Source organism: Solwaraspora sp. WMMA2056, assembly GCF_030345095.1.
Taxonomy (GTDB): Bacteria; Actinomycetota; Actinomycetes; order Mycobacteriales; family Micromonosporaceae; genus Micromonospora_E.
Window position 1 is genome coordinate 1,071,188 of the sequence record NZ_CP128360.1, and the last position, 13,660, is coordinate 1,084,847.

At 69.7% G+C, this 13,660-nt stretch carries 13 protein-coding genes; 8 read left to right on the forward strand and 5 right to left on the reverse strand.

What is annotated here, in order from left to right; translation table 11 throughout:
• Positions 1–17: 17 nt before the first annotated feature.
• Together O7608_RS04960 and O7608_RS04965 are read right to left on the reverse strand one after the other, a co-directional pair.
• Positions 18–1,097: an inositol-3-phosphate synthase gene (locus O7608_RS04960; protein ID WP_289210782.1), complete on the reverse strand. Its 1,080-nt coding sequence runs from the start codon at positions 1,095–1,097 to the stop codon at positions 18–20.
• A 23-nt stretch (positions 1,098–1,120) separates the two neighbouring features.
• Positions 1,121–1,789: a PadR family transcriptional regulator gene (locus tag O7608_RS04965; protein WP_289208847.1), complete on the reverse strand. Its 669-nt coding sequence runs from the start codon at positions 1,787–1,789 to the stop codon at positions 1,121–1,123.
• Positions 1,790–1,965: 176 nt separating this feature from the next.
• On the opposite strand from O7608_RS04965, the gene O7608_RS04970 reads away from it, so the two are divergent.
• From O7608_RS04970 to O7608_RS04980, 3 genes are all read left to right on the forward strand, one after another.
• Positions 1,966–2,424, forward strand: a complete 459-nt coding sequence (locus O7608_RS04970) for a DUF5318 domain-containing protein (protein WP_289208848.1) — start codon at positions 1,966–1,968, stop codon at positions 2,422–2,424.
• 194 nt (positions 2,425–2,618) lie between these two features.
• The gene (locus O7608_RS04975) at positions 2,619–5,582 is read left to right on the forward strand and encodes a transglycosylase domain-containing protein (RefSeq protein WP_289208849.1); all 2,964 of its coding nucleotides are present in this window, start codon (positions 2,619–2,621) and stop codon (positions 5,580–5,582) included.
• 149 nt (positions 5,583–5,731) lie between these two features.
• Positions 5,732–7,360 (forward strand): glycosyltransferase family 87 protein, encoded by a 1,629-nt coding sequence (locus tag O7608_RS04980; protein ID WP_289208850.1) that lies wholly within the window; start codon positions 5,732–5,734, stop codon positions 7,358–7,360.
• Here O7608_RS04980 and O7608_RS04985 read toward each other — a convergent pair.
• Both O7608_RS04985 and O7608_RS04990 read right to left on the reverse strand, forming a co-directional pair.
• A complete protein-coding gene (locus O7608_RS04985; RefSeq protein ID WP_289208851.1) occupies positions 7,295–9,244 on the reverse strand; it encodes a hypothetical protein in 1,950 nt (649 codons plus the stop codon). The genes O7608_RS04980 and O7608_RS04985 overlap by 66 nt on opposite strands.
• The gene (locus O7608_RS04990) at positions 9,241–10,032 is read right to left on the reverse strand and encodes a deoxyribonuclease IV (RefSeq protein ID WP_289208852.1); all 792 of its coding nucleotides are present in this window, start codon (positions 10,030–10,032) and stop codon (positions 9,241–9,243) included. Before O7608_RS04990 ends, O7608_RS04985 begins: the two co-directional genes overlap by 4 nt.
• 147 nt (positions 10,033–10,179) lie before the next feature.
• Between O7608_RS04990 and O7608_RS04995 the strand changes: the two genes are divergently transcribed.
• The 5 genes from O7608_RS04995 (at position 10,180) to rplI (ending at position 12,338) form a co-directional block, all read left to right on the forward strand.
• Entirely contained in the window at positions 10,180–10,362 is a 183-nt protein-coding gene (locus O7608_RS04995; protein WP_289208853.1) for a hypothetical protein, read from the forward strand.
• Between the two features lie 321 nt (positions 10,363–10,683).
• The gene (gene rpsF, locus O7608_RS05000) at positions 10,684–10,974 is read left to right on the forward strand and encodes a 30S ribosomal protein S6 (RefSeq protein ID WP_289210783.1); all 291 of its coding nucleotides are present in this window, start codon (positions 10,684–10,686) and stop codon (positions 10,972–10,974) included.
• 101 nt (positions 10,975–11,075) lie between these two features.
• Positions 11,076–11,591 (forward strand): single-stranded DNA-binding protein, encoded by a 516-nt coding sequence (locus tag O7608_RS05005; protein ID WP_282224533.1) that lies wholly within the window; start codon positions 11,076–11,078, stop codon positions 11,589–11,591.
• Positions 11,592–11,634: 43 nt separating this feature from the next.
• Positions 11,635–11,874: a 30S ribosomal protein S18 gene (gene rpsR / locus O7608_RS05010; protein ID WP_091551811.1), complete on the forward strand. Its 240-nt coding sequence runs from the start codon at positions 11,635–11,637 to the stop codon at positions 11,872–11,874.
• A gap of 14 nt (positions 11,875–11,888) precedes the next feature.
• Positions 11,889–12,338 (forward strand): 50S ribosomal protein L9, encoded by a 450-nt coding sequence (rplI, locus tag O7608_RS05015; RefSeq protein WP_289208854.1) that lies wholly within the window; start codon positions 11,889–11,891, stop codon positions 12,336–12,338.
• A gap of 65 nt (positions 12,339–12,403) precedes the next feature.
• On the opposite strand, the gene O7608_RS05020 is transcribed toward rplI, so the two are convergent.
• Positions 12,404–13,594: a hypothetical protein gene (locus O7608_RS05020; RefSeq protein ID WP_421361421.1), complete on the reverse strand. Its 1,191-nt coding sequence runs from the start codon at positions 13,592–13,594 to the stop codon at positions 12,404–12,406.
• Positions 13,595–13,660: the final 66 nt, after the last annotated feature.

Here is a 13,660-nt window from a genome sequence, read left to right on the forward strand (position 1 = left end):
CGCCCGATCAGGTCGGCTCAGCGCTCGATCTTGTTGGCGATGAAGTCCTCGACGGCCTGCCGTGCGTCGTGGTCGGCGTACTGCTCCGGCGGCGACTTCATGAAGTAGGAGGAGGCCGAGAGGATCGGGCCGCCGACGCCGCGGTCCAGGGCGATCTTCGCGGCGCGCAGCGCGTCGATGATCACACCGGCGGAGTTGGGCGAGTCCCAGACCTCCAGCTTGAGCTCGGCGTTGAGCGGCGTGTCGCCGAAGGAACGACCTTCCAGCCGGATGTACGCCCACTTGCGGTCGTCGAGCCACGGCACGTGGTCGGACGGCCCGATGTGTACGTCGCTCTTGGCCATCTCGTGGGGCACCTGGGAGGTGACCGACTGGGTCTTGGAGATCTTCTTGGAGACCAGCCGGGTGCGCTCCAACATGTTCATGAAGTCCATGTTGCCGCCGAAGTTGAGCTGGTAGGTCCGCAGCAGCTCGACGCCGCGGTCCTCGAAGAGCTTGGCCAGGGCACGGTGCACGATGGTCGCGCCGACCTGGCTCTTGATGTCGTCGCCGACGATCGGCAGCCCGGCGTCGGTGAACTTCTGCGCCCAGGTCGGGTCCGAGGCGATGAAGACCGGCAGGGCGTTGACGAACGCACAGCCGGCGTCGATGGCGGCCTGGGCGTAGTACCGGGCGGCCTGCTCGGAGCCGACCGGCAGGTAGCAGACGACGACCTCGGCGCGGGCGTCCCGCAGGGCCTGGGCGACGTCCACCGGCTGCTGGTCGGATTCCTGGATCATCTCCTGGTAGTACTCGCCGACCCCGTCGAAGGTGGGGCCGCGCTGCACCAGCACCCCGGTGGGGGGTACGTCGCAGAAGCTGATCGTGTTGTTCTCGCTGGCGTTGATCGCCTCGGCGAGGTCCATGCCGACCTTCTTGGCGTCCACGTCGAACGCCGCGACGAACTCCACGTCCGAGACGTGGTAGTCGCCGAAGGTGACGTGCATGAGACCCGGGACGCGGTCGGTGGGGTCGGCGCCGCGGTAGTACTCCACGCCCTGGACCAGGGACGAGGCGCAGTTTCCGACACCGACGATGGCGACGCGGACGGAGCCCATCGCGTTTGCCTCCTTCTTGTTCGTCACAGCCGCTCCTGCTCGTCTCCGGGTTGTCCGGGCGGAGCTTCCCTGGTCGGTCCAGGCGGAGGCGGTTCGCTTGCTGCGGGTTCGGATTTCGTGGGTTCGTGGTGGCCGGTGCGTGGGGCCCGACCGGACCGCTCGTTGGCGATCAGCTCCTCCAGCCACCGCACCTCGCGTTCACAGGCGTCGAGGCCGTGCCGTTGGAGTTCGAGGGTGTACGCGTCGAGGCGTTCGGCGGCGCGGCCGAGCACGTCGCGGAGACCTTCCCTACGTTCCTCGATCTTGCGTCGCCGGCCCTCCAGGATCCGCAGCCGGGTGGCCCGGTCGGTCCGGGAGAAGAAGGCGAAGTGCACGCCGAACCCGGTGTCCTCGTAGGTTTCCGGGCCGGTCTGGGCGATCAGTTCGGCGAACCGCTCCTTGCCCTCGGCGGTGATGGTGTAGACGACCCGGCCGCGGCGGCTGGTCAGCGCGGGGATCCCCGCCTCGGTGCCGGGCGGCTCGTCGGCCTCGGCGATGAGTCCGTTGGTCTGCAGCCGGCGCAGGGTGGGGTAGAGCGACCCGTAGCTGATCGCGGCGCGGATCGCACCGAGCTTGGCGGCGAGCTCCTTGCGGAGCTCGTAGCCGTGCATCGGAGACTCCTGGAGCAGGCCGAGGATGGCGAGTTCCAGCACGCCGCACCCCTCCCACCAGGTCGTCTTCTCCGGTTCACCGGCTCGATGTATCGCACCGATACATCGTCACGGTAGACGGGATTCCGACAACGGGCAAACTGTTCCTGAGCACCCGTACGACTACTGATCGTGACGGCAGTCGCCAATGTCAACCTGGACCGCGTACCCTCGGGGCCATGCGTTCGCAGCGGCAGATCGTCGACTACTCGCTCCAGCGGCGAGCAGTGCTGCGCGAGGTCCACTCCGGCCGGGTCGGCGCCTACGAGGTCTGTGACGCCTCGCCGTACCTGAAGAACGCCGCCCGGTTCCACGGCGAGCCGACCGACCAGCGCTGCCCGATCTGCCGCCGTGAGAACCTCATCCACGTGCACTACATCTACGGCGACGAGCTGAAGCAGTCCGCCGGGCAGGCCCGCAACCGGGCCGAGCTCTCCCTGCTCGCGATGACGCTGCGTGAGTTCCAGGTGTACGTCGTCGAGGTGTGCCGCCTGTGCAACTGGAACCATCTGGTCGAGCAGTACCTGCTCGGCCGGGACGGGCTCGGCGCTGGCGACAGTGGTTCGCCGGCCGGCGCGGCGCTGGCGGTGGCCGGCGGCATGTCGATGGGCCAACGAAGGCGAGAGACCGACCGATGAACCACCTTGCCCGGCCGCTGCGTAGGCACCAGAGAGTGGGCAGGGCAATGTAAATGGTTAACCGGACAAGTCACGATATTTCTGATGAAGTGGCTTTCGGCTGCTGGTGCCGCTGCGGTGCCGGCAGTGGGCCAACTCACGGCAGACCGGTGGTGTCGCAGCCGCGCATCACCGCAACCGGCAGGGTGTGACACATGAACTCGTACGGCGAACCCCACTCCGCCTCCGGGCGTGCCTATGGATCAGGCACCGGCGGCGGATACGGATCAGAGCCGGATGACCACCGCTGGAGCCACGGCCCGGACGATGCCGGACAGGCACGTTCCCGCGCCCGGCGGGCCGACGCGGACGCCGGATGGCACGGCGGCGACGCCCCCGCCGGGCCGGGTACGCCCGGCCGGGCCTCGGTCGGTGGCAGCGCCCCGGTCAGCGGCGGCCGCGCCTCGGTCGGTGGCAGCGCCCCGGTCAGCGGCGGCCGCGCCTCGGTCGGTGGCAGCGCCCCGGCGGGTCGGGCCTCGGCGGGTCGGGCCTCGGTCGGTGGTTCGGCGGGCCGCGCCTCGGTCGGCGGCGTGGCCCCGGTCAGCGGTGGCCGCGCCTCGGTCGGTGGGGTGGCCCCGGTCAGCGGCAGCGCGTCCGTCGGTGGCAGCGCCGGCCGCGCCGGAGTCGGCCGGGCGACGGTCGGGCGGGCCAGCGTACGCCCGGTCTCGCCTGCCGGCGGATTCGGCGGCGGTCCCGGCGGCCCGGACGGGCCGGGTGGGCCCGGCGGACCCGGCGGACCGGGTGGTCCCGGCGGACCGGGTGGTCCCGGCGGACCGGGTCGGCGCGGCCGTGGCGGCCGCAACGATCCCGCCGCGATCAAGAAGGCCAAGCAGCGGCGGCGGATCAACCTGCTGATCGCCTCCTTCGCCATCCTGATCATGCTCACCGGTGGCGCGGTGGTCGGTGGGACCTACTACACGACCACGGTGGCCCTGCCGGAGGAGCTGCCGTTGCCGTTGGCCAGTTCGATCTACGCCAACGACGGCAACACCCGCATCGCCAAGCTCGGCGAGTTCAACCGGGTCTTCGTGCCGGTGGAGCAGATCCCGGAGCACGTGCAGCAGGCGGTCGCCTCGGCCGAGGACCGCAAGTTCTACGACCACTCCGGCATCGACTACGTCGGCATCGCCCGCGCCGCGTGGAACAACTTCACCGGCGGCAGCCGGCAGGGTGCCTCCACGATCACCCAGCAGTACGCGCGTAACGCGATGGACCTGCAGGAGGTCTCCTACGCGCGGAAGGTCCGTGAGGCGGTGCTCGCCTCGAAGCTGAACGACAAGTACGAAAAGCACGAGATCATGGGGTTCTACCTGAACACCATCTACTTCGGCCGGGGCGCGTACGGCATCGAGGCCGCCGCCCAGCAGTACTTCGGCAAGTCGGTCGCCGACCTGTCGGTCGCCGAAGGTGCGGTGATCGCCGCCGTGATCAAGCAGCCCGAGCCGGACGCCACCACCGGTCACCAGGGCTTCGACCCGGCGGTCAACGAGGCCGAGGCCCAGGGGCGTTGGGGCTACGTGCTCGACGGCATGGTGGAGAAGGGCTGGCTGCCAGCTGCCGAACGACCGACCGAGTACCCCGAGGTCAAGGTGGTCGACCCGAACAGCTGCATCATCGACTGTGGGATCAACACGCCGGAAGGCAACGTGATCAACTATGTCCGGGACGAGATGGTGCAGCTGGGCATCTGCACCCCGGACACCTGTTCCGCCGAGCTCCGGCAGGGCGGTTACAAGATCACGACGACGATCGACCCGAAGATGCAGGACGCGCTGGAGAAGGCCATCTGGCGGCAGGCCGAGGGCTCGGCGATGGACGGCCAGCCGGAGAACCTGATGGCGGCGATGGTCGCGATCGAGCCCAGCACCGGCCGGGTGCTCGCCTACTTCGGCGGCGACAACGGCACCGGCCACGACTACGCCGGGCGCAACTACGAGAACGGCCAGTGGACCGGCGGTCACTCGCCCGGCTCGACGTTCAAGATCTACACCCTGGCCGCCGCGCTGGACAACGACATCTCGGTCGACTCGCGGTGGACCGCCAAGCCGTTCAAGGTCGAGGGCACCGAGATCGAGGTGCAGAACGCCGGCCGCAACGCCAGCTGCGGTGAGTACTGCACGCTCGAAGAGTCCACCGTCCAGTCGTACAACGTGCCGTTCTACCACGTCACGGAGCAGATCGGCGCGGACAAGGTCGTCGGCATGGCCAAGGCCGCCGGCATCAACACGATGTGGAACACCGCCGACAACAAGCCCTACGACCTGACGAGCGTCGACCCCAAGGAGGTCGCGCCGTCGCCGTTCTTCAACGTCGTCGGGTACGGGCAGTACCCCGTGACGGTGCTCGACCACGCCAACGGGGTGGCCACCCTGGCCAACCGGGGTGTCTACAACAAGGCCCACTTCGTGGTCTCGGTCGAGCAGAAGAACCTCACCACCGGCGAGTGGCTCAACGTCGGTGGCGAGCAGCTCAAGCCGGAGCAGCGGATCCGGCAGGAGGTCGTCGCGGACCTCACCGACGTACTGACCAAGATCCCCGACAACATCAACAAGGATCTCAGCGGCGGGCGGGCCGTCGCCGGCAAGACCGGTACCTGGGAGCTCGACGAATCCAGCGGCGAGAACGGTGACGCCTGGATGGTCGGCTACACCCCGCAGATCGCCGCCGCCGTCTGGGTCGGCAACGTCGGAGACCGCAAGGCGATCCGCGACAAGAACAACAACAAGATCGGCGGTAGCGGGCTGCCCGCCACCATCTGGCAGCGGTTCATGAACGAGGCGCACAAGGGCATGGACCTGGAGCGCTTCCCGGCGGCCCGGCAGATCGGCAGCGTCGACGCCGGCAACGGCAAGTCGCCGGCCCCACCGACACCGGAGCCGGGCCGGGGCGGCGTCTGTGACGGGCCGTTGGGCGTCATCTTCTGCCCCGACGGCACCCCGCCGGCCAACGGCCAGGGCAACAACGGTGGCCAGGGCAACAACGGCGGCCAGGGCAACGGTGACAACGGTGACGGCACCGATCCCAACAGCGGAGGGCAGGACGGCGGCGGCGACGGCACCGGATTCAACTTCGGTGGCGGTGGCGGCGGCGTGACGACGCTGCCGACCCCGACCGGCTGACGACGCCCGCACGGGCCCCGCACCAGCACCGGTGGCCGGCGGCCAGGTCAGGTCGACCTGGCCGCCGGCCACCGGTGTCTGAGCCGGTCACGACGACATGCCGGACGCGGGCAGACGAAAGGCAGTCGGGTACGGCAGGATTCCTGTTCATGAGCGTGCAGCCACCGAACAGCATCGATGAAGCTCAGCGCGACGAGCCAGTCGGGCAGCCCGGCACCGGCACCGGCGTCGATCCGGACGCGGCACCGGTCGACTACCCGTCCCGGGCCGACGGCTTCGTCCGCGGCCTCTCCGAGGCCATCGGTGGCCCACTCGGCCGGCACGCGGCCGGGCAGGACGTGGTCGCCGCCCGTACCGGACGGTTCTGGACCGCCGCCCGGGTGGTGCTGGCGCTGATCTGCCTCAGCCTGGCGGCGCACTGGGTGCAGAAATCGCCCTGCATGGACGGAGGCTGGCACAGCAACGTCCAGTACACCCGGTTCTGCTACACCGACGTCCTCGCCCTCTACTACGCCGAAGGGCTCAACGAAGGCAAGGTCCCCTACCTGGACCACCCCGTCGAGTACCCGGTGGTGACCGGCTACTTCATGGGCGTACTCGGTCTGCCGGTGCACGCGCTCGGTGCCGACCGGCCCGACCTCAACCAGGCGATGTGGTTCTACAACGCCAACGCGTTGGTGCTCTGCGCGCTCGCGGTGGCGGCGGTGGCGACGATCCTGGCGCTGCGCCGCCGCCGACCATGGGACGCCGCCATGTTCGCGCTCGCCCCGGCCCTGGTGCTGACCGCCACCGTCAACTGGGACATGCTGCCGATCGCCTTCGCCGCGTTCGGCCTCTACGCCTGGGCCAGGAAACGCCCGGTGCTCGCCGGCATCCTGCTCGGCATCGGCGGCGCCGCCAAGATGTGGCCGCTGTTCCTGCTCGGACCGATCCTGGTGCTCGGCCTGCGGTCGGCCCGGATCCGGGCGACGGCCACGGCGATCGCCGTGGCGGTGGCCACCGTCGTCGCCGTCAACCTGCCCGTCTACCTCTGGGCCAACGACGGCTGGCGGCGGTTCTTCGAGCTCAACTCGGAGCGGCCGATCGACTGGGGAACGCTCTGGTACATCGGGCGCTACCTCGACGGCAAGTGGGCCGCCGGCGCACCCGGCGACCAGGGCCCGTTCCAGTGGCTCAGCGCGAACATCCCGACCCTCAACACCCTGTCGTACGTCCTGTTCGGCCTGGCCTGCGTCGGCGTCGGAGCGCTGGCGCTGCTCGCCCCGCGCCGGCCCCGGCTCGCCGCGCTGGCCTTCCTGGTCGTCGCCGCGTTCCTGATCTTCAGCAAGGTGTGGTCCCAGCAGTTCACCCTCTGGCTGCTGCCGCTGATCGTGCTGGCCCGGCCCCGCTGGGGCGCGTTCCTGGCCTGGCAGGCCGCCGAGGTCGGCTATTTCTTCGCCTTCTACGGCCAGCTCCTCGGTGCCACCAACGGCAGCCCGGTGATCCCCGAAGGGGTCTTCGTGCTGGCCGCCACCCTGCGGCTGGCCACCGTGGTGGCGCTGTGCGTGTTCATCATCCGTGACATTCTCGCCCCGGAGCGTGACGTGGTACGCGGCAACTACCTCGACGACCCCGACGGCGGGGTGTTCGACGGTGCGACCGACGCGGCCTGGATCAGTTCGCTGCGCCGCTGGTTCGGCTCCGGCGGCCCAGGTGCCGGGGCACGCGCACCGTCACAGCCGGAAGACGACCGTGTCGCCGATGTCGGCGCGCTCGATGCCGAGCCCGTCAACCGGTAGGTCGATCGTGGTCTGCCACGGCGTGCCGGCGACCCGGTCACGGCGCAGCACCACCGTCCGTACCCCGAGCTCCCGCAGGTAGGAGATGCTGGCCTGGTCGGGGAAGGTCCGGGTCAACTCGCGTACCTCGGCGAGCCGGTCAGGGGTGAAGCCGCTGCCGCCGTTGACCACCGGCTGGAACCGGGTCGTCGACCAGAGCATCACGTGCTGGTCGAGGTTCTGGCCGCTGGGCAGCACCAGGATCGGGCCTTCGTCGACCCGCATGATCTGCGGCTGTTCGGGCACCTCCGGATGCGGGGTGGTGTTGAGTCCCTCGACCAGGACCAGCAGCAGCGGTAGCAGCGTGGCCAGCCGCAACCACCCGCCGGGGCGCCCGGTGACCCGCTGCCGGGCGATGTCGTCGACCCGGCGGACGAACGCCCCGACGGCGCCGGCGGCGAGGATCGCCAACAGCAGCGTCGTCCACAGCATCATCCGGCCCGGGGTACGGATCCCGTCCCAACCCGGCAGATACTCGAACAGCAGACCGTACGTGTAGGTGCCGCCGAAGAACTCGGTGCCCATCGCGAGGATGCCGCTGAGCAGCACTCCGGCGAGCAGCAGCAGGCGCTGCCGCAGCGTCCAGATGGAGAAGACCAGCCCGGCCAGGGCCAGCGCGTACAGCACGAACCCGGGCAGCAGCGTCATCTCCGGATGCCAGGGCATGGTGGCGCGGGCGTCGGCGTGCCGGTCACCCCACAGCAGCGACTCCTGCGGCGCGGTGAAGAAGCCCACCAGCGGCGGCGAGTATGCGGCCAGGTCGTCGAGGGTGCGCGCGGCGTTGGGGTGCAGCTCGGCGACCCGGAAGTACGGGATCGCCAGCAGTACGCCGACCGCGGCGAACAGGGCACCGCCGGCAAGATCGGTCAACAGCAGGACGGCACCGAACGGCCGGCGGGGCCGCCAGAACCAGGCGCGCCGGACGACGTACATGGTCAGGGAGACCAGGCAGACGACCGCCAGGATGTAGATGAACGGCAGCCCGATGCCGAAGCCGAGACTGATCTGCCAGGCCGCGGTCAGCCAGCCGGCCAGCGCCCAACCGATGCTGCGCCGCTGCGGGCGGTAGCCGTACCGCAGCGACCAGCCATGACCCCGGGCCAGCATGGCCAGCGCCAGCGGGATCCCGCCGTTGGAGACGATGTGCAGGTGGCCGGCCTGGGCCAGCAGCCACGGTGCGTACGCGTACGCGGCACCGCCGACCGCCGCTGCGGTACGTCCGGCACCCAGTTGCCGGATCAGCGCGTACGCGCCGAGCGTCGCCAGCGCGTGGGCGAGCACGAAGATGATGTTGTAGCGGAGGACGGCCGCGACGGGTCCGTCCCCGATCATCCCGGCCGGGGCGTAGCCGAGGAGCGTGTCGGAGAATGCGAAACTCCACGGCTCGGGATAGAACGTGTTCGACCGCCACAGTTGGGTGGGGTCGGTCAGCAGGATGTGCCCGGACCAGGCCATCTGCCAGGCCTGCAGGGTCGGATCGAAGGTGTCCTGCGGGATCGTGTACAGCGGGTAGCGCAGGGTCGGCCAGGTCATCACCACGGCGACGACGAGGGCCGCCACGGTGGCCAGGGTCCACTCGTGGACCAGCACCCGGGCGACGGCCCGACCCGCGCGACGAAGCCGGCCGGGCTGACGTTCCGGCTCCGGCGCGAAGGACACGAACGGGTCGGCCGGCTCAGCTGGCTTGTCGGTCTCAGCTGGCTTGTCGGTCTCAGCTGGCTTGTCGGTCTCAGCTGGCTTGTCGGGCGCGGCTGGTTCCTCGGCCTTGGTCGGCGTATCAGGCTCGGCCGGCTTGTCGGCCTTGGTCGGCTGGTCGGGAGCGGCCGTGGGGTTCTCGTCGGTCATCGCGGCGGGTCCTGCTGACCCAGGCGGTGCCGGAGGTAGTCGATGTCGGCTGACTGGCCCTCGGCCCCGCCTGGGGTCTCGACGATCACCGGTGCGTCGGCAGCGCGGACCGCCGCGACGATGAGCTCCGGGTCGATCGACCCGGCCTGGAGGTTCTCGTGCCGGTCCCGGCCGCTGTCGAAGCCGTCCTTCGAACCGTTGGCGTGGATCAGGTCGATCCGGCCGGTGATCGCCTTGATTCGGTCGACGATGCCGACAAGGTCCTCGCCGGCGGCATGGGCGTGGCAGGTGTCGAGGCAGAAGCCGGGGTCGAACTCGCCGATGGCATCCCACAGCCGGGCGAGCGATTCGAACCGGCGGGCACAGGCGTTGTCGCCACCAGCGGTGTTCTCGATCAACACCGGGAGTGGGAATCCGCCCTGCTCCTCGGCGTAGGCGAAGGTCTTGCGCCAGTTGGCGAAGCCCACCGCCGGGTCGTCGCCACGGTTGACGTGTCCACCGTGCACGATGAGCCCCTTGGCGCCGACCTCGCGAGCGCGGGCGGCATGGCTCACCAGCAGCTTGCGACTCGGAATCCGGATCCGGTTGTTGGAGGTGGCGACGTTGACGACGTACGGCGCGTGGACGTAGACGTCGACGCCGGACTCGCGCAGCCGGTCCGCGTCGGTCCGCGGCGTCGGGGCCTGCCAGCCCTGCGGATCGGCCAGGAAGAACTGGACGGCGTCGGCGTGCCGGTCGGTGGCCTCGGCGAGCGGGTCGGTGGGGTCGACGTGGGCTCCGATACGCATGGGGGCGAGCCTACGTGGCCGGGCGGACCGTCGTCGCGCGCCGGCTGGCGTCACCGCCGACGGTGTGCGGTCGTTGGTCCTGGTGGACGTCCGGCCCGACCGAGCCCTCGGTTGGCGTGCCGGCCCGCCGTCCGGGCAGGAGAGACCATGTCGACGCAGCTGTCCTTCAGCCTCGGACACGCCGACTCGTGGCTTGCCGATCTGTCGGGTCATGAACAGCCAATCGGACTTTTAGCGCTTGTCGCGTTAATTACGGTGATTGGCACGTCTGTAGCTGCGATCAGGGTTATTATCGTGCAACACAGGCAGAAGGCACGACATCTGCCCTGATGGCCGGCTCTGCCGGACAACTGCACAGGCTCCGCGGGGCGCTTCTCGTCCAACCTCGTCGGTGTGGTCGTTCCTCCCCAGGTCCCACCCAAAGAATGCGGACAGGGCGCCCCGCGGCTCGTGCATCCCGTGCCACCGGCCGCAGCCGGTGACGCCCCGACTGCCAGCGGCCGGGGTGGACCGATGTTCGTCGCCGACGACCAGCTATCCTTGTCCGGTTGCGCAGTCGCCAGGTCACCTGATCTGCCGCCCGCGCCACGACGCTGGACCTCCTGCCACGGAAGGACCGTGGCCGCCAAGCCCACAGGAGGTGAGTACGTCTTGCGTCATTACGAGATCATGGTGATTCTCGATCCCAGCCTCGAGGAGCGCACGGTCGCGCCCTCGCTCGACACGTACCTGAACGTGATCCGGACCGCTGGTGGCTCAGTCGAGAAACTCGACGTCTGGGGCCGTCGCCGCCTCTCCTTCGAGATCAACAAGAAGGCGGAAGGCATCTACGCCGTCATCGACCTGCAGGCAGATCCGGACGCCGTCGCCGAGCTGGACCGCCAGCTGCGGCTCAACGAGTCGGTCCTGCGCACCAAGGTCATTCGGCCGGAAACGCGCTGACCGCGTCCCAGCAGGTACGCCCGACAGCCGCCGCATCGAACCTGTCACAGGGCTCTGGCAGCCTTGAGCCAGGGATCGACTGAGCGCGCGAGGAGATGGTCATGGCAGGAGATACCACCATCACGGTCATCGGCAACCTGACCGATGATCCTGAGTTGCGTTTTACCCCTTCCGGAGCGGCGGTGGCCAAGTTCCGGGTCGCCTCGACGCCCCGGTTCATGGACAAGGCCTCCGGCGAATGGAAGGACGGCGAGCCGCTCTTCCTGTCCTGCACGGTGTGGCGCCAGGCGGCCGAGCACGTCGCCGAGTCACTCCAGCGGGGTGCCCGGGTGATCGTCTCGGGTCGACTGCGGCAGCGGTCGTACGAGACCCGCGAGGGCGAGAAGCGGACCGTCATCGAGCTGGAAGTGGACGAGATCGGCCCGTCGCTGCGGTACGCCACGGCGAAGGTGCAGAAGATGTCCCGGTCCGGAGCTGGTGGCGGCGGCTTCGGTGGTTCCGGAGGCGGTGGTAACCAGGGCGGCGGAAACTTCGACGACCCCTGGGCCACGGCCGCGCCAGCTGCCTCGTCTGCTCGATCGGGCGGCGGGAACTTCGACGAGGAACCCCCATTCTGATATGGCTAACAACGCCCGTGATCGCAAACCAGGAGCAAGATCAATGGCCAAGGCTGCGGCACTTCGCAAGCCGAAGAAGAAGGTGAACCCGCTCGACAAGGACGGGATCACCTATATCGATTACAAGGACACCGCTCTGCTGCGCAAGTTCATCTCCGACCGTGGCAAGATCCGCGCCCGGCGGGTGACCGGAGTGACCTCCCAGCAGCAGCGGCAGATCGCCCGTGCGGTCAAGAACGCCCGCGAGATGGCGCTCCTGCCGTACACCACGACGGCTCGCTGAGCGGAGGCACCGATATGAAGATCATCCTGACTCAGGAGGTGTCTGGGCTCGGTTCCCCCGGGGACATCGTCGAGGTCAAGAACGGCTACGGCCGTAACTACCTGCTGCCCCAGGGCTACGCGATCACCTGGACCAAGGGCGCGGAGAAGCAGGTCACCTCGATCAAGCGGGCCCGGTCCGCACGGGAGATCCGCGACCTCGGCCACGCCAACGAGGTCAAGGGGCAGCTGGAGAACCTCACGGTCACCCTGACCGTGCGGGCCGGCGAGGGCGGTCGACTGTTCGGCTCGGTCACCCCGGCCGAGGTCGTTGACGCCGTCCGTACCGCCGGTGGACCGGCGCTGGACCGTCGACGGCTCGAACTGCCCGGCCACATCAAGTCGGTCGGCGCCTATCCGGTGAAGGTCAAGCTCCACCCGGACGTCACCGCGTCGTTCAACCTCAACGTGCTCCAGGCCAAGTAGGTCCGGCCACCCGAGCGCAGCTCAGCGAAGGGACCACACCGACCGGTGTGGTCCCTTCGCCGTGATCAGCGCAGGGTGCTGGAGACCACCACCGGTTCCCCCGCACCGAGAAAGAAGATCCCCGGGTAGCCGGCCGTGGCGAAGCCGTCGTTGACGTTGCGCCGCAGCACCGAGCCGGTCACCTCCAAGGTGCCGGACCGGTCGTTGCTGACGAAGAAGATCGCCCCGCCACCCTCCTTCGCCGTGTTCTCGGCGACCACGCTGCCGGCGACGGTCACCGTGAACCGGTTGCCGTCGGCGTAGATCGCGCCACCGCTGCCACCGCCGGGGGTGCCCGGCTTCGCCGGGTTCGCGCCGTGCCCGACCGCCGCGTTGTGGGTCAGTACGCTGTTCAGAACGATCCACGAGACGCCGATGCTGCTCAGCGCGCCACCGTTGGCGCACACGCCGCCGTCGTCCGGCGCTCCGCCGAAGGTGCTGCCCACCACGTACACCGGTCGGTCCTGCCACTGGTCCAGCACCCGGATCGCGGCGCCACCCAGGTCCGGACCGGTCGGGTCGCAGCGGTTGCGGACGAACCGGCTGTCGACGACCCGGAACCGACCGCCGCGTACGAAGATCGCTCCACCGCCACCACCGTCGACCCGTTCGCCGGTGGCGTCGCCGTCGGCGAACGTCAGGTTCTGCACGACCAGCTCGGGATGGTCCTGGTCGTTGCAGTGTGAGGTCGTCCAGCCCTGCGTCTCGTCACAGGTGTTCATGTAGAGGATGCGCCGTTCGCCGCCGCCGCTGAGGGTGACCAGACCGCCGCCGTCGAGCACCACCCGCCGGCTGGCCGCGTTGCGGACCTTTGCCGTCTGCTTCAGCACGATGACCACCGGCCGTGGACCACAGGCGAAGGTGATGATCCCGCCGGCGGCGACCGCCGACACGACCGCGTCCGAGGTGCAACTCGCCGGCGTACCGTCGCCGACGGTCCGGGTGGGTCGGCTGGTGTCCACCGCCCGCGCGTGCGACGGCACGTCCGCGCCGCCGTCCGGATTACCGGGGGGCGGGCCGGCGGCACCGCCGTCAGCGGTCGGCGGGTCGGCCGGGGCGGTCGGCGGCGGGGCCGGACCGAGCCCGGCGTCGCCGCCGCGCGGCGCCACGGTCGCGGTGGGATCCGGCGGTGCCGACGCTGGTGCGTCGGTCGCCGCACCGACCACACCGGCCGGCCCGGACCCGGCCGCGTCGCCGCAACCGGCGAGCAGCGCCATCGTGACAAGGCCGGTCAGGATGTGCCTGACCGCCCGAGGTCTGCTGGGCACCGACCGATGGTACGA